The sequence below is a fragment of the Desulforamulus reducens MI-1 genome (assembly GCF_000016165.1).
GTDB classification, from domain to species: Bacteria; Bacillota; Desulfotomaculia; order Desulfotomaculales; family Desulfotomaculaceae; genus Desulfotomaculum; species Desulfotomaculum reducens.
In genome coordinates this window covers 42,082-67,574 of the sequence record NC_009253.1, presented here as the reverse complement: position 1 = coordinate 67,574, position 25,493 = coordinate 42,082, and the positions used below count along the sequence as shown (strand labels likewise).

At 43.3% G+C, this 25,493-nt stretch carries 23 protein-coding genes, 1 tRNA gene, 1 other RNA gene, 1 pseudogene and 1 riboswitch; of the genes and pseudogenes, 8 read left to right on the top strand and 18 right to left on the bottom strand.

What is annotated here, in order from left to right:
- Positions 1–10 precede the first annotated feature (10 nt).
- Positions 11–1,459 carry an aminotransferase class I/II-fold pyridoxal phosphate-dependent enzyme gene (locus DRED_RS00340; RefSeq protein ID WP_011876452.1) on the bottom strand — a complete coding sequence of 483 codons (1,449 nt, stop codon included), beginning with the start codon at positions 1,457–1,459 and terminating at the stop codon, positions 11–13.
- Positions 1,460–1,692: 233 nt separating this feature from the next.
- Here DRED_RS00340 and DRED_RS00335 point away from each other — a divergent pair, with 233 nt between their 5' ends.
- Positions 1,693–1,962 carry a hypothetical protein gene (locus tag DRED_RS00335; RefSeq protein WP_011876451.1) on the top strand — a complete coding sequence of 90 codons (270 nt, stop codon included), beginning with the start codon at positions 1,693–1,695 and terminating at the stop codon, positions 1,960–1,962.
- On the opposite strand, the gene DRED_RS00330 is transcribed toward DRED_RS00335, so the two are convergent.
- On the bottom strand, positions 1,917–2,105 hold the full coding sequence (locus tag DRED_RS00330) for a sigma factor G inhibitor Gin (protein WP_041274723.1): 189 nt from the start codon (positions 2,103–2,105) through the stop codon (positions 1,917–1,919). The genes DRED_RS00335 and DRED_RS00330 overlap by 46 nt on opposite strands.
- A 287-nt stretch (positions 2,106–2,392) precedes the next feature.
- Here DRED_RS00330 and DRED_RS00325 point away from each other — a divergent pair, with 287 nt between their 5' ends.
- The 5 genes from DRED_RS00325 (at position 2,393) to DRED_RS00305 (ending at position 7,813) form a co-directional block, all read left to right on the top strand.
- Positions 2,393–3,502 carry a GerAB/ArcD/ProY family transporter gene (locus tag DRED_RS00325; protein WP_011876449.1) on the top strand — a complete coding sequence of 370 codons (1,110 nt, stop codon included), beginning with the start codon at positions 2,393–2,395 and terminating at the stop codon, positions 3,500–3,502.
- A gap of 2 nt (positions 3,503–3,504) precedes the next feature.
- Positions 3,505–5,139 (top strand): spore germination protein, encoded by a 1,635-nt coding sequence (locus DRED_RS00320; protein WP_011876448.1) that lies wholly within the window; start codon positions 3,505–3,507, stop codon positions 5,137–5,139.
- A 14-nt stretch (positions 5,140–5,153) separates the two neighbouring features.
- Positions 5,154–6,362, top strand: a complete 1,209-nt coding sequence (locus tag DRED_RS00315; protein WP_011876447.1) for a Ger(x)C family spore germination protein — start codon at positions 5,154–5,156, stop codon at positions 6,360–6,362.
- 12 nt (positions 6,363–6,374) lie between these two features.
- The gene (locus tag DRED_RS00310; RefSeq protein ID WP_011876446.1) at positions 6,375–6,620 is read left to right on the top strand and encodes a hypothetical protein; all 246 of its coding nucleotides are present in this window, start codon (positions 6,375–6,377) and stop codon (positions 6,618–6,620) included.
- Between the two features lie 113 nt (positions 6,621–6,733).
- On the top strand, positions 6,734–7,813 hold the full coding sequence (locus tag DRED_RS00305; RefSeq protein WP_011876445.1) for a GerAB/ArcD/ProY family transporter: 1,080 nt from the start codon (positions 6,734–6,736) through the stop codon (positions 7,811–7,813).
- Between the two features lie 101 nt (positions 7,814–7,914).
- Here the strand turns inward: DRED_RS00305 and DRED_RS00300 are convergent, their stop codons facing one another.
- From DRED_RS00300 to DRED_RS00245, 13 genes are all read right to left on the bottom strand, one after another.
- The gene (locus DRED_RS00300) at positions 7,915–8,160 is read right to left on the bottom strand and encodes a 4Fe-4S dicluster domain-containing protein (RefSeq protein ID WP_011876444.1); all 246 of its coding nucleotides are present in this window, start codon (positions 8,158–8,160) and stop codon (positions 7,915–7,917) included.
- A gap of 11 nt (positions 8,161–8,171) precedes the next feature.
- Positions 8,172–8,735 carry a 2-oxoacid:acceptor oxidoreductase family protein gene (locus tag DRED_RS00295; RefSeq protein ID WP_011876443.1) on the bottom strand — a complete coding sequence of 188 codons (564 nt, stop codon included), beginning with the start codon at positions 8,733–8,735 and terminating at the stop codon, positions 8,172–8,174.
- Complete coding sequence (locus DRED_RS00290) at positions 8,728–9,501, bottom strand: thiamine pyrophosphate-dependent enzyme (protein WP_011876442.1); 774 nt, start codon at positions 9,499–9,501, stop codon at positions 8,728–8,730. The genes DRED_RS00295 and DRED_RS00290 overlap by 8 nt, the downstream gene beginning before the upstream one ends.
- A 30-nt stretch (positions 9,502–9,531) precedes the next feature.
- Positions 9,532–10,617: a transketolase C-terminal domain-containing protein gene (locus DRED_RS00285; RefSeq protein WP_011876441.1), complete on the bottom strand. Its 1,086-nt coding sequence runs from the start codon at positions 10,615–10,617 to the stop codon at positions 9,532–9,534.
- A 77-nt stretch (positions 10,618–10,694) separates the two neighbouring features.
- Positions 10,695–11,387 (bottom strand): hypothetical protein, encoded by a 693-nt coding sequence (locus tag DRED_RS00280; protein ID WP_011876440.1) that lies wholly within the window; start codon positions 11,385–11,387, stop codon positions 10,695–10,697.
- A 343-nt stretch (positions 11,388–11,730) separates the two neighbouring features.
- A complete protein-coding gene (locus DRED_RS00275; RefSeq protein WP_041274350.1) occupies positions 11,731–11,994 on the bottom strand; it encodes a pro-sigmaK processing inhibitor BofA family protein in 264 nt (87 codons plus the stop codon).
- A 240-nt stretch (positions 11,995–12,234) separates the two neighbouring features.
- A complete protein-coding gene (gene recR, locus DRED_RS00270; protein ID WP_011876438.1) occupies positions 12,235–12,837 on the bottom strand; it encodes a recombination mediator RecR in 603 nt (200 codons plus the stop codon).
- Positions 12,838–13,078: 241 nt separating this feature from the next.
- Positions 13,079–13,396: a YbaB/EbfC family nucleoid-associated protein gene (locus DRED_RS00265; RefSeq protein ID WP_011876437.1), complete on the bottom strand. Its 318-nt coding sequence runs from the start codon at positions 13,394–13,396 to the stop codon at positions 13,079–13,081.
- A 39-nt stretch (positions 13,397–13,435) separates the two neighbouring features.
- A complete protein-coding gene (gene dnaX, locus DRED_RS00260) occupies positions 13,436–15,067 on the bottom strand; it encodes a DNA polymerase III subunit gamma/tau (protein WP_420794765.1) in 1,632 nt (543 codons plus the stop codon).
- 391 nt (positions 15,068–15,458) lie between these two features.
- Positions 15,459–17,123, bottom strand: a complete 1,665-nt coding sequence (locus tag DRED_RS00255; RefSeq protein ID WP_011876435.1) for a nucleoside kinase — start codon at positions 17,121–17,123, stop codon at positions 15,459–15,461.
- A gap of 260 nt (positions 17,124–17,383) precedes the next feature.
- Positions 17,384–17,647, bottom strand: an RNA gene (gene ffs / locus DRED_RS18075) — signal recognition particle sRNA large type.
- A gap of 21 nt (positions 17,648–17,668) precedes the next feature.
- Positions 17,669–17,760: transfer RNA gene (locus DRED_RS00250), tRNA-Ser, on the bottom strand.
- Positions 17,761–17,970: 210 nt separating this feature from the next.
- On the bottom strand, positions 17,971–19,062 hold the full coding sequence (locus tag DRED_RS00245; RefSeq protein WP_011876434.1) for a zf-HC2 domain-containing protein: 1,092 nt from the start codon (positions 19,060–19,062) through the stop codon (positions 17,971–17,973).
- A gap of 254 nt (positions 19,063–19,316) precedes the next feature.
- Positions 19,317–19,400, top strand: a riboswitch (ZMP/ZTP riboswitch).
- A 54-nt stretch (positions 19,401–19,454) separates the two neighbouring features.
- Between DRED_RS00245 and pflB the strand changes: the two genes are divergently transcribed.
- Positions 19,455–21,686, top strand: a complete 2,232-nt coding sequence (gene pflB / locus DRED_RS00240; protein WP_011876433.1) for a formate C-acetyltransferase — start codon at positions 19,455–19,457, stop codon at positions 21,684–21,686.
- 18 nt (positions 21,687–21,704) lie between these two features.
- Positions 21,705–22,394 (top strand): pyruvate formate-lyase-activating protein, encoded by a 690-nt coding sequence (gene pflA, locus DRED_RS00235; protein WP_011876432.1) that lies wholly within the window; start codon positions 21,705–21,707, stop codon positions 22,392–22,394.
- Positions 22,395–22,440: 46 nt separating this feature from the next.
- Here pflA and DRED_RS00230 read toward each other — a convergent pair whose 3' ends face one another.
- The 3 genes and pseudogenes from DRED_RS00230 to DRED_RS19675 all read right to left on the bottom strand — a co-directional run.
- A complete protein-coding gene (locus DRED_RS00230) occupies positions 22,441–23,823 on the bottom strand; it encodes a DEAD/DEAH box helicase (protein WP_011876431.1) in 1,383 nt (460 codons plus the stop codon).
- An 81-nt stretch (positions 23,824–23,904) separates the two neighbouring features.
- Positions 23,905–24,105 carry a cold-shock protein gene (locus DRED_RS00225; protein WP_011876430.1) on the bottom strand — a complete coding sequence of 67 codons (201 nt, stop codon included), beginning with the start codon at positions 24,103–24,105 and terminating at the stop codon, positions 23,905–23,907.
- Positions 24,106–24,232: 127 nt separating this feature from the next.
- Positions 24,233–24,571: pseudogene (locus DRED_RS19675) on the bottom strand (methyl-accepting chemotaxis protein); the annotation flags it as partial.
- Between the last annotated feature and the right edge of the window lie 922 nt (positions 24,572–25,493).

Here is a 25,493-nt window from a genome sequence, read left to right as displayed (position 1 = left end):
AAATTCTATATTAAATTATTACTTTTAAACCTTTAAGTGTTGGGTCGGAGGGTCCTTGAAGCTTATAACCTAAACGCCTCACTCCCAGCAGATAGTCCAAAACAGTAGGAGTAATCCTTTCGCCAGGACATACTACCGGTATACCCGGCGGGTAAACAGCCACTGTTTCACCACAAACCTGTCCTAAAGAACTCTCTAAAATAACCTTCTTCTGGCGGCTTTGCCAGGCTTCCCTGGGACTTAAAACTACCTCTGGTGAAGGCAGTAGCATGCTTTGGGGAATCATTAGAGTTTGTCCTGATTCAGACGATACTATTTTACGGATGCCTTCCACCAACCGCTGGCAATCCTTTGAATTGGAACCAAGAGACAAAACAGCCACTACGCTAGCATAATCAGCCATCTCCACAACGACCCCGCGTTCCCTTTGCAAAAGATCAGCTGTTCTATAACCAGTAAGTCCTTTGTTCAATAAGGAAATGGTTAAACGAGTATAATCTAGGGACTTTGCCCCAGACACCCTGAGATTCTCTGCCCCCAGCACCTGAACGCCTGATATGTTTGAAAGCTTTTTCCTACACCAATAAGCCAGTTCAAGGGTATGATTCAACATCTCTTTACCTTGGATTGCCATTTGCATTCTTGCTAGATCCAACGAGGCCATTAACAAGTAGGATGGACTGGTGCTCTGCACCATACGTAATGCTTCTGCCACACGCTCCCAGTGTATCCGCTCACCCTTCAGATGAAGCATGGACGATTGGGTTAGAGACCCCCCTGTTTTATGGGTGCTCTGTACCACTGCATCGGCCCCACTGCTTAACCCGTCTAAGGGAAGTTGGGGATGAAATTTAAAATGGGCTCCATGGGCCTCATCCACCAATAACGGCACCCCTGCCCTATGACAGATTTCTGCCACACCGGCTATATCTCCCGCCACACCATAATAAGTGGGATTTATAGCCACCACAGCCTTTGCATCTGGATGTTTATGCAGTAAATCTTTGATGCTTTGTGGATTAGAGCCTGTTAAGCAGCCAAATTCAGGTATTAAAACAGGTTGGTAATACACTGGCATTGCTCCAGATAGAATCAAGCCCGATGCCACAGAGCGATGGGCATTTCTGGGGACAATAATTTTATCTCCGGGACCACAAAGGGCCAATATTAATGCCATCAGTCCACAGCTTGTTCCGTTAACTAAAAAAAAGCTTCTGTCTGCTCCGTATAGGTCTGCGGCCAACGCCTGGGCCTCGGCAATGGCTTCCTGGGGGTTGTGCAAATCATCCAGCCCAGGTATTTCCGTTAAATCCATTTGAAAAACACCCTGCCCGGCCATTTCCTTAAAATCCTGTTGTATTGCCCGGCCACTGTTATGCCCGGGTATATGAAATTGTGCTGTCATAGCTTTTACTTGTTTTTTTATGGCTTCCCAAAGGGGTGCATAGTTTTGCTTCATAAACCTCATACCTTACAAAAACTTGACTTCTTATGCCCTGTGACTAAGCAAGGTCAAAAAATATCTTAACAATTTATTTTATCACATACATTTTTTATCTTCTATTTTAGTTTCTATTTTAATTGCCAATTGTTTAATCTTATAGGTTTGTTTATGCTGGGAAGAATAATAATAACTATTTTTAATGATTAGAAATTAAATATTTCCGGCACAGGCCAAGAAAGGAGCACAATATGCGGCAACAAAAGTCCCCGCAAATTGACGAACAGGCTCTCTCAAAGAAGTACCGTACCAGTGTCCGTAAATTAATACGATTATGGAAAAATGGTCAAAGTGATGTAGAAATTGCCGCCCATACGGGAATTGATCTCTTTACTTTACGTGAAGTAAAAAATGATATCGAATTAGCTTACCGAAAGTACCGCCTAGAAAAAAAGAAAGAGGCCCTAGCTAAAAGTCAGGCCTCATTAAAGCGCCAAATTTTCTTAAGACCGCTTTTATAGGCTTCGTAATCGGGGTCATCCCAGGATAGGTTAATAATCTTCTGCTCACAACTGGTACAAATGTACTTACCCAAAATCCTAATACCAATATTAGTTTCCTGTACTGCTGCCTTGCATAAAACGCACTTTGATTTTTCTTGCATAAGCACCAACCCTCCTGCCCGGTTTATAATCATAGTTTTGCCAAAAAAACTAGCGATAAGACTATATTCTTGCACTGTATTGTATGCTCCTGCGTAAAATTTGGTCAATTTAAGCTGAATAAGACTAAAGATATCGATATATATTATCAAATCGATATCTTTAGTCTTTTTTTGGCCCCAGGTTATTAATTACTCTATTCCTATACATATTTTTAGCAGAAAAGAAAATACTAAAATATCTAGATAATACCAAAAATACATTTTTTAAATAGGTTAAGGTGAAAATTGTGGAAACATGGAAAATATCCCACTGGCAGGCCATGGGTTACATGATTAGTATTGTATTTGCCACAGCTATCCTATTTATTCCGGGCATTACTTCCAAGGGAGCGGGGCCAAACGCCTGGCTGTCATTATTTATTGCTCTTGGTTTTGGTTTACTGGTGGCATGCCTGGCCTGTTCACTGGGGCTAAGATATCCCAATAAAACAGTAATAGATTACTCGGTGGATATTTTAGGCTTTCCCCTGGGCAAACTGGTAGGTTTTATATATATCTATTATTTTTTCTATGCCGCTTACATTGTGGCTCGTGAGTTTTCAGAATTGATGTCTACAGTATATTTGCCAAAGACGCCGCCCCTGGTTATCGCCCTGGTACTAACCCTGTTATCCTGCCTGGTCCTTTACCTGGGTCTGGAGGTTATTGTAAGGGCTAACGGTATAATTTTATTTTTTAGCATATTAACTATTCTCTTAGTCTTTTTTACCTATGTCTGGACAATAAACTGGTCTATGTTAAAACCTGATTTTTTCAAGGGAATAGGACCCATATTATACGGTTCAGTTTCACCGGCTGCCTGGTTTGGGCAAACGGCAGTGATTTTAATGCTGATGCCCTTCATTAAGAACCAGTCCGGTGCCAAACCAGCCTCATTGCTGGCAATTTTTATACTTTTTATCATGCTGGAGAGTGTGATAATAGTAACGGTAGGAATTTTTGGTGCTGCTACATCCAGTAGGTTAATTTTCCCCTTATTTTACGCCCTGGCCAAACCACCGGAATATATTCAAGCTTTTCTTTTTCAGCCCAGCGGCTTCTTTATGGTTATTTGGGTACCAAGCATGCTGTTAAAATTAACCACATTCTTTTTTGCCGGGGTCTACGGGCTGGCCCAATGGTTTAACCTAAAGTGTTACCGGCCCTTGGTACTGCCAGGGGGTGCCTTTATACTACTGCTGTCTATTGTTTCCTGGCATAATATAATTGATCTGTTAAATTCTTCCCAATACACAGTTCCGCTTTTTATTACTTTTGCCAACTTAGGTCTCACCTTAATTTTATTCAGTGTTTCATTGATTCGTCACAGAAACAAAAATGTAAAGGGGAGAACTTAAACATGGCTTTCTTCCAAAGCTTAAAAAATCTGGGTGCTGCTAAAAAGAGAAAAAAACCGAGCCCGCCCGGCCAAGACAAACCTGGTGAAAATATAAACCCAACTCAGCCCTATACCAGGGAAGAGCTAATCTCCCTTAAGGTAGATCATAACCTTAACCGTAACCTTAACCATATTAATAATCTCCTGGGCCATAATGCCGACTATGTTCAGAGAAAATTCGTCCTGGGCCACGACCAAACCCTAGAGGCTGCCATTATTTTTCTGGACAGCATGATTGACCCTGCCCTGCTGGGTGGAGAAATCATGAAGCCGTTGCTGGAACCCCGCCTGAAAGACAGCTCCGGTAGCGAAATGCTAAAATTATTAACCAACGGCGGACTTATTTCCCGGGCCCAAATGGAAACCTTCAACCATTTCCAGGGAGTGGTATCTAACGTTCTTACCGGCGAAGTAGCCCTGTTTGTGGAAGGCTTTGCCCATTGTTTTATTATTAGCAGCAAAGGCTATAAGAGCAGAAGCATTCCGGAACCCCATTACGAAAATGCCGTACGGGGACCCCGGGAAGCCTTTGTGGAGAATATTTCCATTAACATTAGCCTGCTGCGTAAAAGGCTGGTAACCCCAAATCTAGTGTTTGAAAATATTACGCTGGGCAAGATCAGCAGCACCAACATTTCCATTGTCTATATCAAAGGCCTCGCTTCCGAGGGACTAATTGAGGAAGTACGTGAAAGGCTGAGGAGAATTGAAACGGATGCTATCCTGGAGAGCGGTTACCTGGAAAGCTTTATCGTAGACAATCCCCGTTCTCCCTTTCCCCAATTGGGTAATACAGAGCGACCGGACCGGGTGGCAGGGGATTTATTGGAAGGCAGGGTGGCAATATTAACCGATACCACCCCCCTTGTTCTAATCGCTCCGGGTGAGTTAATGTCCTTCCTGCAAACGTCAGAAGATTATTATACTAAGTACCAGTGGTCAACCTTTGTCCGGTGGTTAAGATTTTTCTCTTTATTTTTGGCCTTAACCTTACCTTCTTTATACATAGCCATTACCACCTTTCACCAAGAAATGCTGCCCACCACCTTGTTTGTCAGCGTAGCTGCAGCCCGAAAGGGCGTACCCTTTCCGGCGGTGGTAGAAGCCTTAATAATGGAAGTTTTATTTGAGACCATTCGGGAAGCAGCAATTCGTCTACCGGCTAATATTTCAAACACCATCAGCATTGTTGGGGCACTGGTTCTTGGCCAGGCGGCGGTCCAGGCCAATATAGTATCCCCGCTAATGATTATTATTGTAGCCGCAACGGGTGTTGCCTCCTTTACCATACCCCAGTACAGCCTAAGCACTGCCGTTCGGCTAATTCGTTTTCCCTTAATGCTTCTTAGCGCCGTTCTGGGCCTTTTCGGGTTGATGGTAGGCCTACTGGCCGTATTGCTGCACCTATGTTCATTAAGGAGCTTCGGGGTTCCCTACCTTTCACCCATTGCCCCCTTTAACTGGGATGGTATCAAGGATACCCTGTTAAGGTCAGCCCACTGGAGCAAAGTTAATCGCCCTCAGGAGTTGGTACAGCGCAACAGGCAGCGCATGAAGGAAAATCTACAACCGGGTACACCGGATAAACTAGGCTAAAGAAAGGAGCAGCCATGAAAGCTAAGTTAATCCCCTTGCTGGCGATCTTTTTTATAACTTTCTTTAGTTCTGGCTGCTGGGATCACCGGGAGGCAGAAAATACTGGAATTATTATAGGTGCAGGCATTGATCAAACAGAAGACGGCAAAATTATAGTAATTGGCCAAACAATGATACCTCAGCAACCCGGGGCAGGGGGCGGGGACAAAACCGGTGAGGTTATATCCTTTCACAACTGGTATGCCACTGGCGAAACTCTGTTTGATGCCATTCGAGATCTAACACTCCAGTCCCCCACCCCCCTTTTTTGGTCCCATGCACAAGTTATTGTGTTTTCAGAAAGGTTAGCCAGAAAGGGCTTGCTGGAGGCTATTGATTTTTTAGAGAGAGATCCGGAAATTAAGCAAAGTACCTGGGTGTTAATTGCCCAGGGCGATTTAAATGACGTTATGCAAACAAGAGAAATGGCCTTTCAGCCCCCCACTAAAATTATGGCTGATGTCATCAAAACAAGGAATCGCAACGCCAAGTACGCCGTAACTAGTTTAGGTGATTTTCTGAGGACGATGGATAATCCCGACACACAGCCCTTCACGGCCGGGGTTAATTTTTTTAAGGGCCCCATGAAGGATATGAACAAACTTACCTCCAGAGTCCAGGAAGCACCCCGGGAATATGAAATAAAAATTAGTGATACAGCCGTATTCCATGAGGATAAAATGGTGGGCTGGTTTAACACCAAGGAAAGCAGAGGATTGTTATTTATCAAGGGCGAGATTAAATCTGGTGTTCTGGTATTAGAGAAGGAAAAACAAAGGCTTTCTGTAGAAATGTTTGGCTCCTCTAGTAAGCTGAAGCCCGTGGTACAGGACGGCCAACTGGTGATGAAGGTTGAGATAAAAGTCACCGGTAGTCTTGCTGAAGCCCTCCCCGGCATCTATGAGCTGGATAAAAAGGTAGTTAAAGATATTGAGCAGCAAATGAATACGGTAGTTAAAGAGGAAGTAATGGCCGCAATAACCAGAGCCCAGGAACTAAACACCGATGTCCTGGGTTTTGGCCGAGTTGTCCACCAACATTTTCCCAAAGAATGGGATAAGGAATTGGCCCAGAGCTGGCCTGAGCTGTTTAAGGATCTGGAGGTGGAAGTGACGGTAGATGGCAAAATAAAAACTACCGGCCTGATTACTACCTCTGTTAATCCTCGGAAAAAAAACAAGTAGGCGGTGAAAGCTATGCTGTTCAACCTGTTATTCATTTCCCTGGCTTATATCATCATTATTATATTGGAGGTACCCCGACTGGTGGTGCAAAAAATGTGGCGGGATTTGCTGGCCTTTTCCATCTTGCTGTTACCAGCCATGGTCTACAGCTACGGTCTGGCCCTGGATATTGATATGCCCAACCCAACCAAGCTGATAGAGGTAATTTTTGAACCCTTAGCCAAACAACTGGAGCAACTGCTGGGGACCTGGACCTGATCGGCTAAAGGACATGACTATCGGATCTAGTCTGCAGCCATTAGCTGTGGCCTAAAAACTAAGGCTAACAACTAGGACTCTAAACAATAATATTAAATTAAAGAGTGATTAACTTGCAAAACCAGTACATTTCGCCTAAACAATGTTTTCTTTTACTTGTGGGCTTTACCATTGGTACAGCGACCATACTGGTGCCCACTTCTGCCGCTGCTTTAGCCCATCAGGACTCATGGATGACACCTCCACTGGCAGCGATTCCCGGCCTGGGGCTGGTAGCTATGCTGGTGGCACTAAATAGAAGATTCCCGGGGCAATCTCTGGTACAATACAGTTCTTCTATCCTGGGAATACCTGGTAAACTATTGGGACTTTTAACGATTTGGTTTGCCTTCCACTTAAGCTCCTTGGTTTTACGTAATATCGGCAGTTATATTCATGTAGCAGTCCTATTTGAAACCCCTTTGTGGGTTACGCATCTATTTATAGTCACTCTTGGGACCTTTGCCCTGAGGCTTGGTATTGAAACTATAACCCGGGCCTTTAGTATTCTAATGCTTTTAAATATACCATTTTACCTTATAATAATTACCTTCTCCACCAAAACGGCAAAACTGGATAACTTATTGCCTGTATTGAGCCATGGCTGGGCTCCGGTAATTCACGCCAGCCTTAACCAAGCGACTTTTCCAATGGGGGAAATTGTTTTGTTTGGTATGGTCATTTTTCATATTAAAGATATTAAGAACCTAAATCTTTATCTTTCAACGGGTCTTTTAACTACAGCACTGGCTGGTGTTTTTGCCCTGGCAACGCCTGTAATTGTCCTGGGTGCCGATATGGTAGCCAGAACTGCTGACGCTGTTTTAATCTCTGTTACCAATGCTTCAGGAAGTAACCTGATTGTACCTTTATTGGCTTTAAGTTGGTTTATTTTTTCTGTCTGCAAGTTTCTCATCTGTTATTATGCCTTTGTGCTGAGCGCCTCCCACTGGGCTAGATTGTCCGACTATAAACCCTTGATTTTCCCAGCCGGCGCCTTAATTATGGTTTATTCTATCATTGCCTACTCCAATACCATAGAAGAAGCAGAGTTTGCCAAGAGAATTTGGACTGTATATGCTATACCCTTTGAATACGGCATACCGTTGGTACTGTTGATCGCGGCGGTGGTGAGAGCTAAAGGGAAAGGCTAGCGGGTCGGGCCTTCAGCCATCAGCCGACGGTGTGACCCTAAAAGAATGGCAAAAAAGAAGCATTCCCTAAAACGGGAATGCTTCTTTTTTATGCCAGACCCTTAAGCCTGCGCTTTTTTCTTATCCACACGGATCGCTGTGTCGGGGCATACCATCTGGCAGATACCACAGGCAATACATTCGTCATTGGCTTCTACCGAGGGGGTGCCATACACACCCAGTACTTTGGACCAGGAAATGCATTTTTTAGGGCATTTTTGGATGCACAGACCACAACCCTTACACAGACCGGGGAAAAGAGTCCAATCAGCTTTGGTTAATTCCAGGGTACGACCTTTGAATTCCATGATTTCCCCCCCTATTTCATTAGCTCAATGCCGCGATCAATGGCCTTGAAGTTCAGTTCACGCAGCTGAGGATTCTGTTCAAATTTGTAACCCAATTTCTTTTCAATGGCAGCCTTGGCAGCTTCCACAGGAATCACTCCGGTGGCACCAATAACAGCACCCATGATCAGAATGTTAAACACCCGGGGATGCAGTTCGTTTTTGGAAATTTCCAGGGCTGGAATAGCTAATACCTTCTTAGCTTCACCTTCCTGGGGAACATCCTTTTCTACACCCTCGATGCTGGTGTCGTATACATAAACGGTATTGGCGTCGACATATTGTTTGCAACGACGTACAGCCCGATCACTTAAAGCAACCAGAATATCTGCCTTGTCAAATTTAGGAGCGCCAATTGCATTATCAGCAATCTGAAGATATGCGATGGATACACCACCACGCTGCTCAACACCAAAGTTAGGAATGTAGAGTGCTTCGCGGCCCTCTGCATTGGCAGCAGCAGCAAGAATTTCTGCTACGGATTGAACACCCTGGCCACCTTCACCGGCCAAGCAGATTTTTACAGCTTTAGCCATTCTGCTGAGCCTCCTTTTTAGCCTCAAAGGGATTTTTCTTTTCCCCTACTTTATAGTACTGAGGCATTTCTTTTTCAATAAAGGCCCAGGTCTTCTCAGCATTGGTCCGCCAGTTGGTGGGACAGCCAGCCAGTGCTTCTACGAAGGAGAAGCCGTTGCCTTCCATTTGGTTTTGTAGCGCTTTTTTAATATAACTCTTTAATTGCTTTAAGTTAGAAGTGGTACCGCGGGCAACATAGGCACCGTCTCCAGTGATGGCAGAGATCATTTCAGGTCCCTGGGTGGGCATACCAGTTGCTTCAGGGTCACGTCCATAGGGAGCTGTTTCAACCTTTTGTCCAGGCATGGTACAGGGGGACATCTGACCACCGGTCATGGCATAAACGGTGTTGTTGGCCAGCAGTACAGTTACTTTCTCGTTACGGGCAGCAGCGTTAACAATACCGCCAATACCAATGGCATAACCGCCGCCATCACCCATGTAAGCTACACAGATCGCGTCGGGATTTGCACGCTTGATACCGGTCATTACCGGGGTGGTACGACCGTGGTGGGTTTGTACACTGTCACAGTTGAAGAAATCCCAGGACAGCAAAGAACATCCAATGTCACATCCGAATACGACTTTATCTTGAATACCCAGTTCATCAATGGCTTCACCCAGGCATTTTAATACCAGGCCGTGGCCGCAACCGGGACAGAATTTATGGGGCTTACTTTCTACACGCCAGCTTTTAGGCATGGCAGGCTGTGGAGACACAGACATGTTGGAACCTCCCTCCTTAATTTAAAAACCTTAGAGCACCTCTTTAACTTTTGCCACAATTTGTTCTGTGGTGATACCTACACCGGGACGGAACATAGGTACAATTTCAGCAGATGCACCGTAAATGGCATCCTTAACCAGTTTAGCCAACTGACCCTGGGCGGACTCAGCAATCAGCAGTTTTTTGGTTTTGTTAGCAATGGCCTTGAGCTGCTCCGCAGGGAAGGGGCGGAGGGTAATGGGACGGAAGAAACCTACCTTGTAGCCCGCTTCTCTTAATTCTTTTACGGCATCCCGTACGCCACGGAAAACCACACCGTGAGCTACGATTACCAGATCAGCATCTTCTACATTGTCCTGAGCATATTCTACTACTTCAGGAGTCATTTTTTCGAAGTCGGCAAAATGTTGTTGCAGCACTTCAAAGAGTTCTTCTTCGGTGTTATAGGTGTTACGGTAATGTCCGGGTTCGCGATCTACACCAGGAGTTCCTGGTTTACCAACATATTTCTCTGAGGGTACTCTTTCAATCCCTTTTTCTTCAGGATCATACAGAGTTACAGATTCACGTAATTTTGCTTGATAACCATCGCCCAGCACAAAGGTGGGGAAACGATATTTCCATGCGGTATTGAAAGCTTTGATGGTATAATCAAACAGTTCTTGGTGGTTGCTGGGGGAATAGACAATACGCATTCCCTCACCGTTACCACCTTGGGTGGTCAGAGTAACTTCCTGCTGGGAGTAAATAACTGTCGCAGTGGACGGGCCACCACGCTGCTGAACAATGGTTACGACTGGCAGTCGCATCATTTCAGCCATGGACATGGGTTCCTGCATCAGTGTGTTACCAGGACCGGCGGTGGCGGTAAAAGCCTTCAGACCTGCTAAAACACCACCCACTGTGGTAAAACCAGCAGACAGCTCGTCTTCGGTTTGCAGGAATTTACGGCCATACTTGGGGATTTGACGGGTCCAGTAGTGCATAATTTCGTTCTGCGGGGTAATGGGATAGCCGTACATAATATCGGCACCTGCTGCTAAACAAGCCCAGGCAACTACCTCGTTACCAGTCATGAACGCCCGTTTTTCTCCGGTAATGGGTTTTTCGGACATGAGAGATACCACACCTCCTGAATTAATTAGATCCCTTTGGTTCCAAAAACATTTTTGTGTATGATGGTCTGGTTGTCCTACCAAAAAGTTCGAGGCATATACCGGGTCAGCGGTCGTACGGGGTTACCCATACCATCCACCTGGCCGATTTTCTTCGCAACTTCCTGGTCCGCAGTGGTGACCACTACGGGGATCCCCAGAATTTTAGATACTTCACCTATGATCTGAGCGCCTTCCTGAACAACCTCTGGAGTTGTTTCATCGCCCAGATGAGTATTGTTGATCAACCCATGGATAGGCCCCAATTCCTTTATGTAATCAAGTATTTCCTGCACAGTTGAGGTCATGGGTCTTTTGGCATTTAGGACTGCATAGATTTGTAGTTCCGGAGTTTCATCGACACCCTCTAAAAGGTTAAGTGTTTTAGCCCCTTCAACACCATAGCCGATGTCAAGAATTACATCTCCCTCACGATATAATGCCCATCTACTTTCAGGTTTAATAATATTTCCTGCTTCACCTAGGCCAACGGTATCTTTGGTTTCCCAAGCAATGACTGTGAGGCCGCTTTCTTCAAGCTCTTTTTTGATTGGACGCAATGTATAGCATGGTTCTACGATGTCTAGGTCCACCAGATTAACTTTGCGGCCGCTCCGGCCAATCTCTAGGGCTCGGTTTACAGCCACTTCACTTTTGCCACTGGCGTACTCGCCAACGTATGCTTCAACAATTCTAGCTGAGATGGCAAACCCACCTCCATTCTTTTTCATGGGCTTAGTTTACCCATTTCAGAAAATTCCTAAAAGACCTACAAATAACAATAACCGGGATATTTCTTATCCCGATTATTACCTTCAGTATAATATCATGAATTTAATAAGTCAATAATTTGTTACACAATTCAACAAGCTATTCCACTGTTCGAGTGTTATTTTTATTCTCTGGCCAAAGGTTTAAAATCTCTCTTAAAAGACTAAATTACCCCATTTAGAATGTTTTTTAAAGCCTATAAGAGTTGCTCAATTCCTCCACAGAGCACCCTGAAGGGATGAAAGTTCTAATTGATGCAAAAATAAATATCTTTCTATTTATTTGATATAATTATCAATCAAATTAAAGAACTACGTAATTTGCCAGTACTAGAAGTACAATTCCCGGGATTTGTAAAATACCCGCAGTGATCAGTGTAACGGGATTCATTGCAATATGAATTCCCAGCCCGCTGCAAACAAAGTTTACTAGGGCCAGTAATACCCCGCCAACAACCAGTGATAACCCCAATTTGCCAAGTAGGACCAGCGGTCGAGCAAAGATTGTCCCAAAAAGGTATAAACCAAAAAGGCCCAGCAAACTAAGCACAATGGTTTTCCATTCCAAAGCAAACCCCTCCTTATATTTGTCCATGGGCCATGGGCTAAAGACCCCTAGCAAAACATGCATCAAAAAGCCCAAGGCCTATGGCCCATGGCACAAGGACCTCTCCTAATGCTCCTTAAGCTGACGGCTGAGGGCTGACAGCTTGACCCCAAAGAACTACCTATAAGAAAAACCCCCCTAGCTATATATAGGGGGTTTAGACAAACTTTATGACAATGTTTTCTAATGGTTAGGAGACTTTTATCCAAATTCACCACGGCCCTCCAATGCCTTATTCAAGGTCATGGCATCGGCATATTCAAGGTCCGAGCCCACAGGAATGCCATGGGCAATGCGAGTAACTTTTACACCCAGAGGTTTTAATAGTCTAGCCAAGTAAAGGGCTGTGGTTTCTCCTTCCACATCCGAATTGGCTGCTAAAATAACCTCCTGTATATCACCATTCTGTAAACGATGTAGAAGTTCCTTTATGGTTAAGTCCTCTGGACGTATCCCTTCCATTGGTGAAATTGCTCCGTGCAGAACATGATAATACCCCCGATACCCTCGGGCTTTTTCCATGGCAATGACATCCCTTGGTTCCTCCACTACACATAGCAAGTTACTGTTTCTGGTGGTATCCTGACAGATAGAACAGGGGTCTTCATCTGTTAGATTACAACAAAGGGAACAGCGTTTTATTGATTGCCTCACTTCAACTAGGGCTTTCGCCAGCCCCTGTGCCAGCTCCGGCGGTGAATTTAAAACATGAAAGGCCAGTCTTTGGGCAGTCTTGGGCCCAATTCCCGGCAGCTTGGCAAATTCATCTACCAGCCTGGCCACCGGCCCGGAGTAGTACAACATGTGTATATCAGCCTCGCTTTAGGGTCCAGCCATCGGCCCTCAGCCATCAGCCTTCGGCTTTTTTATATTTTTTAAAAGCCGACAGTCGATGTCCAAAGACTAACGCCTGACCTCAGAGAAATACTTATTAATCAAACTATTGGTTTAAGTTCTGCCATCTATCTTAAGCTATCAACCTTTAGCTTTATATTATTTTAATACCAACACTAATGGCTAACGGCCTGACCCAAAGAACTACCTATTAGAACAGCCCCGGTATATTCAGACCACCAGTCAATTTGCCCATTTCCTTAGCCACCATTTCCTGGGATTGACGAAGGGCATCATTCACCGCAGTGATCAGTAAATCTTGCAGCATTTCCACATCATCTGGATCAACAGCCTCCGGCTTGATGGTAATGCTGATAATTTCTTGTTTACCGCTGGCCACAACTTTTACCACACCGCCACCGGCAGTGGTTTCCACCGTACGGTTTCCCAGTTCCTCTTGCATTTTAGCCATATCCTGCTGCATCTTTTGAACCTGCTTCATCATTTTGTTCATATTTCCACCCATCATAATTTTCAGTTCCTCCTTTATATTCTGCCCCCTAAGGGTCTAGTCGGGGTCATTTTCCAGATATACGATATCCTTGCCAAAAATACGGACTGCCTCTGTATAGACCGGGTCGTTCTCAGGTGTCGGCGCCGATCTAGGCATGGACTTTTTTCCATGCACACAGCGTACCTCCCACTGTCCATCAAAGTGCTTACCCAGCAGCCACTCCATATATTTTCTGTACTCTGGTTTATCGGCTGTCCTCATATCAAAGTCTTCCTGAAAATACATTATCAGAGTATGACCCTGTACTTCCAAATCTGGCTGGTGGCTGTTTAGTAGGGACCAAAGGGGCATCTTCTTGCCTTCTTTAATACCTTTCATTAGGGCTGGCCAGTTCTTTTTAATTTTTTCAGCAGTTGCAGAGTCGCTGGCAATAGGAGTCTTAGCCATAACCAGTGGTTCCGAAGTAACTGCTTCTACCGGCTCCGAAATTTTTGTTTGATCCGGTTGGGCCTGCTTATTCACCCCTAGGGTTCTCTCTTCCACCTGTGCTACTGTTTCCCGCGGGGCTGTAATCACCACGCCCTGCTCAAGACGTTTTTCCAATTCAGCAACCCTTCGGGATAATGCTTCAGTGGTACCTGCAATTTCCGGTCGTGCAGCCTTTACTAAGGCCAACTCTAAGACTAAAGCCGGTTGAGAACTCCATTTCATCTCTTGCTCCGCTTGGACCAGTACTTGTAATATACTAAAAAGCGTTTCATTGCCAATACCTGTATGACGTCCTTCAATCCCTTCCACCAATAGACCTCTTAAAAAAGAAGTCATTTCACGGCCAAAAAGTCTAAGGTCCTTGCCCCGGTTTGATATTTCGGCCACCAATTTTAAGGCCTCCCCGGCCTTTCCTTCTGCTAAACAATGGGTCATTTTGACCAAAATATCCTGCTTTACCGTACCTAGTATGCTATGAATATCTTCGGTTGTGACGGTTTTCTCGGCAAAGGCTGCACCCTGATCCAATATACTCAGGGCATCCCGCAACCCCCCTTCTGCTGCCTTGGCGATCAATTGAAGTGCTTCTTCTTCCACTTCAATATTTGCACCTTGAGCAACCTCTTGCAATCTTCCTACCATTTCGTCGGGTTTAATGCGGCGAAAATCAAATCGCTGGCATCGGGAGAGAATAGTAACCGGTACCTTGTGGGCTTCGGTGGTTGCCAGTACAAAGACAACGTGGGACGGTGGTTCCTCCAGGGTCTTTAATAGGGCATTAAAGGCTTGATCCGTAAGCATATGAACTTCATCAATAATATATACCTTTTTTTCCCCAGTAGAAGGGGCAAATTTAACCTTTTCCCTTAGATCACGAATTTCATCAATACCCCGGTTGGAAGCAGCGTCGATCTCCACCACATCCACAGAATTACCCTCATTGACAGCCCTGCAATTCTCACAGTCATTGCAGGGTTCTCCGCTGGTGGGGACGAGGCAATTTAAAGCCTTTGCCAATACCTTTGCAGTTGTGGTTTTCCCCGTTCCCCTGGGACCACAGAAAAGATAAGCATGGGCCACTTTATCTTGTAATAAAGCATTCTGTAAAGTCCTTGTAATGTGCCGTTGCCCCACAATATCGCTAAAATATTGCGGTCGCCAGGTTCGGTATAACGCCTTATATGCCAAGCTAAACACACCTCATTATATTCTTCCATATTGTTTCGCCCTTTAATACTCATTTCCTTTTTAACAGGTTATTTCCATACAATTTAAAAACAGGAAGAAAACTTTGGGCATTTTTTAGACTGTTGGAAAGCAGGAAAAGAGATTTCATTATTAAAAGCCACTGACATTGAATATTCTTTTATCGCCTTTATGCCCTAAAACGGGGCTATAATATATTGTAATATAATGATAACCAAAGTGAAAATCCGTTTTTGAAGGGAGATAGGTTTTTGAAGCATCCTGTAACCATTGCTGTATCCCGCTGCACCGATTATACCCCTGAAAACATATTCAGCTCCGTAAATTATTACGTTAACAGCACACCCTCAAGCATTGCTTGAGGGTGCTTCTTTTCTTTATATTACCTTACTGTGCCAACAAAACAACTACCACCAATAAACTCCCTTACAATAGAATTCAAGGGTACCTCGTCTGGCCCTAAGGGAGCAAAATAACTGACAAAGTCAAGCAAACGCTGGGCTTCCGCATACTCGGGGTACTCGGGTGTTATTTGTTTTAAGTGAGGCTCAACCACACTCTTTAAAACAGCCAGTTCGTAGGGTAAGGCTGAATTAAACATGACATCGGCACTTTCTTGAAAGGGAAAAATATTTTTTTCTTCCCCCCGCCGTACGGAAGACCACATGGAGATGGTTTCACCAGCAGAGCGTCCCCGGCAACGCTGATCCCTGGCTATACGTCGTAACAGCCGAACATCCGTGGTGGGAATACGGTTTTGGTTATCGAGATTAATCTGGGTTAAGGCACTGACATATATTTTGAATTTCCGCCCCTTGGGAATGGAACTAGTTAACATATCATTTAAACCGTGAATCCCCTCGACCACAAGCAAATCTGCGGAACCTAACTGCAGGCGTTCTCCATGATATTCACGCTTTCCTGTTTTGAAATTAAAATACGGTAATTCTATTTCTTCACCTTGTATTAATTTGATTAAGTGATCGTTGAATAGTGCAATATCAATGGAAAAGATGCTCTCAAAATCATAGTTTCCCTCTTCGTCCCTGGGTGTCATTTCTCTGTCAACAAAGTAATCATCCAAGGAGATAGCCACCGGACGAATGCCGTTAACCTGCAATTGAGTGGATAACCGCTGGGCAAATGATGTTTTACCTGATGATGAGGGGCCAGCAATTAACACAATACGAATACGATCAATATTGTCACTGATCTGATCAGCAATCTCGCCAATTTTTTTCTCGTGAAAGGCCTCAGATACCCGAATTAAATTTCCCACATCCCCCTTGGTAACTACATCATTTAAAGAGACCACATTGTTAACCTTAAGGATATTGGCCCACTTTTTGGCCTCAAAATGAATATTAGCCAACTTCCCCTGCTCAATATAGGGGGGAATTTTGCTGGGGCTTTCCAGATTGGGCAGCTCTAGGATAAATCCGGGTAAATAAAAGCGTAGTCGGAAATTCTTTAATATCCCTGTGCTGGGCACCAGTGCCCCGTGGCAAAGGTCGTAATATCCTCCACAGGAGTAGAGTTCTATTTCCTCTTTCGGAAGGTAATGAAGCAACTGAATCTTTTCGGTTTGTCCAGCCTCTGTAAGAAGTCGCTCAGCGTCCTCTTTTTTAAGATTCATTAAAACCCACGGTTCATCTGCTTCGATAATATAGTGCATTTGTCTTTCTATTCTGGCAATGTCCTTATCCTTTAGTGGTCGGTCGTAATGGATTTCTCCATAAATCCCATTACCTAGGGAGTGTTGTATTACTGCATTACTTCCTGGCAGAATTTCTGAAATAGCCCGCATCAACAACGCTGTTACACTGCGTCTATAAACACGAACTCCCTCTGGCATAGTTAAATCCACAAATCTTACATGGCAATCAGAAGTTAACGGGGTTCTTAAATCCTTTAGTACATTGTCAATAAAGGCAGCAACAACCGGAACAGAGCCTTCTTTGTGTCGAATCTTTAATAGTTCCATTACCGGTGTACCTTGAGAAACTTCAAAGGACTGGTCTCCCTCTAGCAAAACTTTAATTTCCATTTGTACACCTCCTAATGATTCGCCAGTTAATTAAATTAAAAACTATTATATATAGATTTTCTTAATAAATCTACCGTTTAATGACATATTCATGGACAACCGCTGACTACGAGCTTCCCCATAAATCTAATTTCATGGGTTGTCAACATCCTTCAGTTTTTATACATATATAAAAAAACAGCAGACACCAACTCGCTGTAAAAAACAAAGGCTGTCTGTATAATACAGACAGCTTAACTTAAGAATTTAAAATTTAGAGACCGTGCACCTACCGTCGAGTAATAACTTCCGAGCGAACCAACGCAGGTTGCTCAGACCAGGCTATCTTACGGCACCCGTAGGGTTTCCCTTAGTGCTGCTTCCGTCAGGACCTGACACGGTTCGAGAGCCTACGCTGCGTAAGACCCGGTCGTCAACGCCCCTTACGATGACCAGACCTCACAAGTCATACCCTCGAGTAGGAATTCAACCCAGCTACAGCGGATTGCTGGTGCAGGGCACCGCTACCTCCCCATCTAGCACGGTCATAGACTTAATGTTTTAGGTGGCGGAGAGGGCGGGATTCGAACCCGCGAATGAGTTACCCCATTACATGATTTCCAGTCATGCGCCTTCGACCGGACTCGGCCACCTCTCCATAGAATTTATTAAGTTTGAGTTAGCGACTACATGTTAGATTATATTAATTTCTATCACACAAGTCAAGAGTAAATTATAGACAATCTAAACAAGTTTTACTTCTGCCCATTAACTCTTGCCACTTACTTAGTATACATAATTATTAATAACCTAACAATTATTTAATTTTTAAAAATAAAACCCACCGAAAAAATCGGTGGGAGTCGGATTACTCAATGGTAACGGTAATAACAGAATAATTGCTTTGTTGTTCTAAGCGCTGTATTAACCCAATTTGTTGGTTAATAACCGTGGTTAAATTGGCCAACTGCTGCTCTAGGCCCGGGTCGGATTGTTCAGACAACTGTTTTTGTAAGTCTGACTGTTGAACCTTCAATTGCTCCAGAGCGTTCACTGCTTGTTCATGCTGCCCACTTAAATCTCTCTCAGAGGGCATGTCAGTTATAACTTGGCCTAATTGCTTTAACTGACTTTCTACTGATCTACTTGTTTGGACAGGAACTTTAATTGCCAACTTGCCATTACTTTCATTATAAGGTACCATAATGGAGCCGTTATTACTTTGAGTGATGGACCCGATGGATTTTAACGCTTCACTCTGGTCCTGAACGCCCAGTTTTAAGGTCACTGACCTTGCGGTCATTCCTATACTGGGTTGCGGCTGATAATTCTCCGGCACAAACCTTCTGTCATTTTGGCTAGCCAAGGTGACAGGGGTTGCCTTTTCAGCCTGCTTGGGCACTGCCTTGAATCCCTGGGATTTTGTATTGGTAGCCTCAACCTTACCCTTAGAAGGTGTTTTATTAACACTCTTGGTAACAGTATCACTTGTAGGTTTGGTTGTTTGTAAATCACCCAAGGGTTCCTGTCTGGCCTGTTGGTTGTTAGTTTGTTCAGCAATTTCCTGTGCTTCATTGGGAACAGGAATTAATTGATGTCCTTCATTTTGCCACAGGGAAGTTACACCCAAAGTCATTACCATAACTGCTGCCACGGCAACCGTTCTATACCATGACTTACGGGTAACCCCATTCACACAATCAAACCAATTTCTTTGATCATTTGATTTTGTGCTTGAAGGTAATCTATCAATTTTTTCCATTAAGCCAGCTCGAAAATCAGCCGGCGGAGCTATGTCAGGAAGTTCCTGCAACAGGTCAATACATGCCTTCAGTTCTGCCAACTCCCTGCTACAAGCAGGGCAACTGGCCAAGTGCTTTTGAACGGTGGCATGTTCGACAGGGTCAAGGACTCCGTCCAGGTAGGGTGAGAGTAATTCTAAGACAACCTGGCAATTCACGGATTATCCCCCCTTCTAAATCGGTAGACGAACCTGTTACCAAAAATGTTCCAGCAACTAGATATTTTTTCCTAGCCCGTGCAACTTATATGCCGTAAAAGAACTTTTACTCCTAAAGCAGGTAGTTATTTATTTATATTTTAAGATACGGTTAGTCAAAGGGAAAGTTGTAAAATTCTAATGAAATGTAAAACAATGGTTCTATTGCAAAATGGGTAAAGGATGCTATAATAAGCTCATCATCAACTTAATAACTACAGTTGCATGACTGGCGGATTTTTGTGGAGCACCACAAAGGATTGTAACTGTTTTTTAAGCCGACCGCCTGGGCAATACACGTTTCTGTGTTATTGTTCCAGGCGGTCTTTGTTTTTAGAAAGGAGATGGTTTCATTGAAACAAGCATGGTCTGATTTTTTAGGATTTAAATGGCAACAGGAGATCAATGTACGTAATTTTATCCAATGCAATTACAAACCCTATGAAGGAAAAAGTAATTTTCTCTGTGAACAAACTCCAAAAACCAAACAACTATGGGAAAAATGCCTAAAACTATTCCAGGCAGAAAGAAAAAATAATGGTGTGTTAAGTATCAATACCAGTCGGGCCACAGGAATTAATACCTTTGGACCAGGTTTTATTGACCGTGATTTGGAATTGATTTTTGGTTTGCAAACAGAAAAGCCTCTGGAACGTTCTGTGAACCCCTTTGGCGGCTTGCGGATGGCCAAGGAATCCTGTAAAGCCTATGGTTACTCCTTAGACAAACAGTTAGAAGATTTTTTTGTTAAATATAAAAAGACGCATAACGATGGGGTTTTTGATGCCTATACTCCAGAAATGCGTCTGGCTAGAAGTCTTGGCATTATTACTGGTCTGCCAGATGCCTATGGACGTGGCAGAATCATCGGGGATTACCGGCGGGTTCCTCTATACGGAGTTGATCGCTTAATTGAAGAAAAAGAAAAGGATCTGGCTAATATGCCAACACACACCCTTACTTCCCAAGCCATTCAACTCCGGGAAGAAATTAGGGAGCAGATTAAATCCCTAGTTGATTTAAAAGAGATGGCCAGACAATATGGTTTTGACATCGGTTCTCCGGCGGCCAATGCAAAGGAAGCCTTTCAATGGCTATACTTTGCTTATCTTGGTGCCATTAAAGAACAAAACGGTGCCGCCATGTCTTTGGGCCGAGTCAGTACGTTTTTAGATATCTACATTGAGAGAGACATTGAGGCGGGAGTTTTGCAAGAAACAGAGGCCCAGGAATTGGTTGACCAGTTTGTTATTAAACTTCGCTTAGCCAGACAATTGAGAACTCCGGAATATGATAAATTGTTCGCCGGGGATCCTATGTGGATTACTGAAGCCATTGGTGGCATGGGCTTAGATGGCAGAACCTTGGTTTCAAAAAATTCCTATCGTTTTCTACAAACTTTAATCAATCTGGGACCTGCGCCAGAACCTAACTTAACAATTCTTTGGTCAGACCGTTTGCCGGAGAATTTTAAAAAATTCAGTGCCCAAATATCTATTAAAACCAGTTCCATTCAATATGAAAATGATGACTTAATGAGAGAGTATTACGGTGATGATTATGGCATTGCCTGCTGTGTTTCTGCCATGAAAATAGGCAAACAAATGCAGTTCTTTGGGGCCAGGGCTAATTTAGCAAAACTGTTGTTATTAGCTATCAACGGTGGCCAAGACGAAATGACAGGTAAACAACTGGCACCGCCCATTCCTTCCTTGGATGATGACTATCTGGATTACGAGAAGGTTATGAAAAACTTTCTACTGTTACAGGATTGGCTGTGCAAATTGTATGTAAATACCCTGAACATTATTCACTTTATGCATGATAAATATGCCTACGAAAAAATCCAACTGGCCTTGCATGATAGCGACGTAGAAAGACTGATGGCCTTTGGTATGGCAGGATTGTCGGTGGTTGCAGACTCCCTTAGCGCCATTAAATATGCTAAGGTGTACCCTATCCGAAATGAAGAAGGAATTGCTGTGGATTTTAGGATTGAGGGGGATTTTCCTAAATACGGCAATGATGACGATCGGGTGGATGATATTGCGGTGGCACTGGTACGTAGTTTTAATAATAATTTGCAAAAATACACAACTTACCGCAACGCCAAACATACACTATCCATCTTAACCATTACCTCCAATGTTATGTATGGTAAAAAAACCGGTACTACGCCGGATGGGCGGCAAAAGGGTGAGCCCTTTGCACCGGGAGCTACTCCCATGCACGGCAGGGATGTGAACGGCGCCTTGGCAAGCCTTAATTCTGTGGCAAAACTTCCCTACAATTCATCTCTTGACGGTATTAGCAATACCTTCTCCATTGTTCCCGCTGCCCTGGGGAAAACCCATGAAGACAGGGAAGCTAACCTAGTCAACATTTTAAGGGGTTATTTTAATCAACAAGCCCATCATTTAAATGTCAATGTTCTGGATCGTACCACATTGGAAAGGGCGATGGAAGAACCGGAAAACTATCCACAATTAACAGTCCGAGTTTCCGGCTATGCCGTTCACTTTACCAAGTTAAGCAGAGCTCATCAGCTGGAAGTTATTAAAAGGACTTTTTTTGAAAGATTTTAAATAAAGGGGCTGTTAAACATGAAGGGAAGAATACACTCCTTTGAAAGCTGTGGTACGGTGGATGGGCCGGGGATTCGTTGTGTGGTGTTTTTTCAAGGCTGTTTACTAAGGTGCCGCTATTGTCATAATCCCGATACCTGGGATCTGCTAGGTGGTCAGGAAATGGACAGCGATGAAATCGTAAAAAAGGTACGTCGTTTTAAATCCTACTTTCACAACAACGGTGGCATTACCCTATCCGGCGGGGAACCACTCTTGCAGCCTGATTTTGCTTTTGCTATTCTGCAGCAATGTAAAAAAGAAGGTATCCACACAGCGGTGGATACCTCCGGTTGTATCGATGTCGGCGCTTTGGAAAAGATTTTACCCTTTACCGATCTGCTTTTATTGGATGTTAAGGCTGTGGATGATAGCCTTTATCATTGGCTAACAGGAGGAAAGGCTGAAACATTTCAAATGGCTGTTGATTATATTCGCCAGCAAAAAACTCCTCTCTGGTTACGCTATGTGGTTCTACCAGGAATGAACGATTCTCCAGAATATAGGTATCGACTTGAGAAGCTTATAAACTCGCTGGGTGATCAAGTAAAAAAAGTGGAGCTTTTGCCCTATCATACCATGGGAGTACACAAATGGAAAAAACTTGGTTTAGTCTACCCTTTAAATAACTTAAAACCAGCTACAGCAAGCACCATTGCCAATTTTTAACCCCACCATGGGGTTATTTTTTCTTTGCACCACATAATGCTTAAAATTATTTTACCAACTTTTTACCCCTACTGTTACCATTCTTATTACTGGTCCTTTTCTTGGATAATGGACTTTCTTTTCTACGCTTTTGTTTTAGTGGAGCGACTTCCTTTATGGATTTTGCTTCAGTGCTATTTTTCTTCCCCTTTTTAAAACCTAGCTTTCCATTTAGGGGTTTTTTATTTTTCATAGCCTTTTCTGTGGAATAAGGGCCAGCCTTTTCCTTTGTTGATTTTTTAACAAACGTCTTGTCGCCGGGAACCTCTTGGATGGTTTGACGATGGGCCGACCTTTTTTCAAGCTTCATGCCGATGCCTTTTTCAATCATCTGCAAATCCGTCCGGTCCCGGGGAGAAACAAAAGTAACTGCTAAACCTGTATCCCCAGCACGTCCTGTACGGCCGATGCGATGAATATAGCTCTCCACATCCTGAGGAATATCATAATTAAATACATGGGTAACCCCTTCCACATCTAAACCCCGGGCGGCCACATCAGTTGCAACCAGTATTTGTAGTTTTGCTTCGCGGAAACGTTTCATCACTTGCTCCCGCTTGGCCTGGGATAAATCTCCATGTAGCTCATCGGAATTGTATCCGTGGGCTAGTAACATTTCATTAAGGGCACTGGCTCTTCTCTTAGTGCGGCAGAAAATAATACCTAAATAAGGCTGATACTCATCAAGCAGCTTGCGAAGAGTTTCCTGCTTCGTCCGATCCGTGGTCTCAACAGCAATCTGTTTGGTTTTTTCCAAGGTAATCCCTGTACCTCGCACATGAATATCCATCGGTTTCCTCATATATTTCACAGATAGTGCACGAATTTCCGCAGGCATGGTTGCCGAAAATAGCATCGTCTGACGTTTGGCAGATGTCTGGTGAATAATTTTCTCTACCTCGTTTAGAAAACCCATATGTAACATTTGATCTGCCTCATCCAGTACCAACATAGACACTCCGGTAAGACGGATGGTCCCACGTCCTAGATGATCTAATAACCGCCCCGGTGTGGCAATAACAATATGGGTATTACCCTGTAACCTCTTATTTTGCCTTTCCACATCCTGTCCACCATATACAGCCAGTACATTGGCATCCATCTTGGAAGCTAGTTTTTTTACTTCTGTGGTGATTTGTAAAGCTAGCTCCCGGGTAGGTGTAAGGATCAGAGCTTGAATATAGGATTTTTTAGCATCAATTTTTTCGAGAATTGGCAGCACAAAGGCCAGAGTTTTCCCTGTACCTGTCTGTGCTTGCGCAATTACATCTTTACCTGAAAGTAAAATAGGTATGGTCTGCTTTTGAATAGGGGTTGGCTCTGTTATTCCATAAACCCTTAGCAGCTCATTTAATTCACGTCGGATACCTAGTTGTAAAAAGTCATTCATATAGTTTTTTACCTCATCTTTTTTATTTTCTTATTGTAATGCAATAAAAATACTGCCACACAAGGCAGTATTTTTATTGCATTACAGTTTAACAACCTCTTCGGCTTGGGGACCACGGTTCCCCTGAACCACATTAAAGGAAACACGTTGCCCCTCTTCTAACGTTTTAAACCCATCTCCAGTGATAGCGGAAAAGTGAACAAAAACATCACTTCCCTCTTCCGTTTCAATAAAACCATAACCCTTTTCTGCATTAAACCACTTTACTGTTCCTTTTTGCAACTATGTTACCTCCAAAACGTTATAATATAACATACGTTTTCTATTATAAACAAAATTTATTTTTTTTATCCTAAAAAATTAAATTATGGCATAGAAAATTTAATATTTATGGGTATTAGTTTAGAAACTATTTCAGCATAAACTCTAGACCCTTTTCCAGTTCTGCAGCTAGAGTAAGTATTTTCCTTGCTTGTTCTTCCAGTTGCTCCATTGATGCATTTATTTCTTCTGTGGAGGCCGCCTGCTGCTGTGCTAAGCTGTTTAAATCCTGAGTCTTCTCCCCAATGTCTTCAATCATTTTAGAAATGGTCGATAGTTTTTCAGACATATCCTTGGCTCTATCCGCCGAATTTTGTGCCAATTTTCTTACTTCTTCAGCTACAACTGCAAAACCTTTACCATGTTCACCGGCCCTGGCTGCTTCAATGGCTGCATTCAAGGCAAGTAAATTGGTTTGTTCTGCTACACCTTTAATTAATTCAATCACATCGTTAATGGTTTTTAAACTATTCCTTGCCAAATCCGTATTATGGGTTAACATTTCTGAAGAAGTCGACAAATTAGTAGCACCTGCTGCGATCTCACCCGTTGCCTGACTGTTTTGATCCGATGCCGTCTGCATCTCTTCGGCAACTCCCCTTAATTCCTGGGGATCAATATACAGGAATGTTATTGCCAAACTGCCGATTATGTTATGACCCTTATCTTTAATAGGAATTCCTATACCAGCATATCCAAAATCAAACTTTGATTCTGTCTTTTTAATTTGCTTTGCAATCCTTTTCCCAGAAACCAGTGCTTCATAAGATATAGTGCCCTGGGGCATAGTGTCTCCAGGTTTAAAATTAAAATTAAAGTTTTTTGAATTCCAACATTTAACAACCTTGAAGTTTGCATCTGTAACCACCACAAAGTTTTCTCCATTAAACATGTTGTAAAACATTTCACCCATAGCCTCTGCCATTTCCAGTGTTGAATAATAGTCCTCAGTAGGTAGTTCTTTAATTAGTTCCTTTTTATTATCTGTTTCTACTCTTTTATTATCTGTTTCTACTCTCGTTTTTTCTTCTAGAACCATAGCCTTGGATTCTTTTTTTCTGTTTCTTCCCAAAAACGATTCGAACATTGAACTCCTCCTTGGTCTATTTTATTTTCTTAATTAATAGTGGCTTTACTTAGTAAAAATAGTTGCACAATACCTTGCTACTAATATCAAATTACTAACTAGGTTTTCGGAAAGATATCCCCCCTTCTTTTAATTTCTATTGCACCTCTAATGGTATTTTAAACGAAATAAAAAAGACACCCGATGAACTAGATAGCTCTACTCGTTGCCTACGATTCCTTCTTTCGCCATGATTTTTCTTATCCCTTTTATATTAGGAGGT

Coding starts and splice junctions, on each gene's coding strand:
- DRED_RS00340 (WP_011876452.1), bottom strand. CDS start 1,459: ATGAAGCAAAACTATGCACCCCTTTGGGAAGCCATAAAAAAACAAGTA.
- DRED_RS00335 (WP_011876451.1), top strand. CDS start 1,693: ATGCGGCAACAAAAGTCCCCGCAAATTGACGAACAGGCTCTCTCAAAG.
- DRED_RS00330 (WP_041274723.1), bottom strand. CDS start 2,105: ATGCAAGAAAAATCAAAGTGCGTTTTATGCAAGGCAGCAGTACAGGAA.
- DRED_RS00320 (WP_011876448.1), top strand. CDS start 3,505: ATGGCTTTCTTCCAAAGCTTAAAAAATCTGGGTGCTGCTAAAAAGAGA.
- DRED_RS00315 (WP_011876447.1), top strand. CDS start 5,154: ATGAAAGCTAAGTTAATCCCCTTGCTGGCGATCTTTTTTATAACTTTC.
- DRED_RS00310 (WP_011876446.1), top strand. CDS start 6,375: ATGCTGTTCAACCTGTTATTCATTTCCCTGGCTTATATCATCATTATT.
- DRED_RS00300 (WP_011876444.1), bottom strand. CDS start 8,160: ATGGAATTCAAAGGTCGTACCCTGGAATTAACCAAAGCTGATTGGACT.
- DRED_RS00295 (WP_011876443.1), bottom strand. CDS start 8,735: ATGGCTAAAGCTGTAAAAATCTGCTTGGCCGGTGAAGGTGGCCAGGGT.
- DRED_RS00290 (WP_011876442.1), bottom strand. CDS start 9,501: ATGTCTGTGTCTCCACAGCCTGCCATGCCTAAAAGCTGGCGTGTAGAA.
- DRED_RS00285 (WP_011876441.1), bottom strand. CDS start 10,617: ATGTCCGAAAAACCCATTACCGGAGAAAAACGGGCGTTCATGACTGGT.
- DRED_RS00280 (WP_011876440.1), bottom strand. CDS start 11,387: ATGAAAAAGAATGGAGGTGGGTTTGCCATCTCAGCTAGAATTGTTGAA.
- recR (WP_011876438.1), bottom strand. CDS start 12,837: ATGTTGTACTACTCCGGGCCGGTGGCCAGGCTGGTAGATGAATTTGCC.
- DRED_RS00265 (WP_011876437.1), bottom strand. CDS start 13,396: ATGATGGGTGGAAATATGAACAAAATGATGAAGCAGGTTCAAAAGATG.
- DRED_RS00255 (WP_011876435.1), bottom strand. CDS start 17,123: ATGGAAATTAAAGTTTTGCTAGAGGGAGACCAGTCCTTTGAAGTTTCT.
- pflA (WP_011876432.1), top strand. CDS start 21,705: ATGAAGGGAAGAATACACTCCTTTGAAAGCTGTGGTACGGTGGATGGG.
- DRED_RS00230 (WP_011876431.1), bottom strand. CDS start 23,823: ATGAATGACTTTTTACAACTAGGTATCCGACGTGAATTAAATGAGCTG.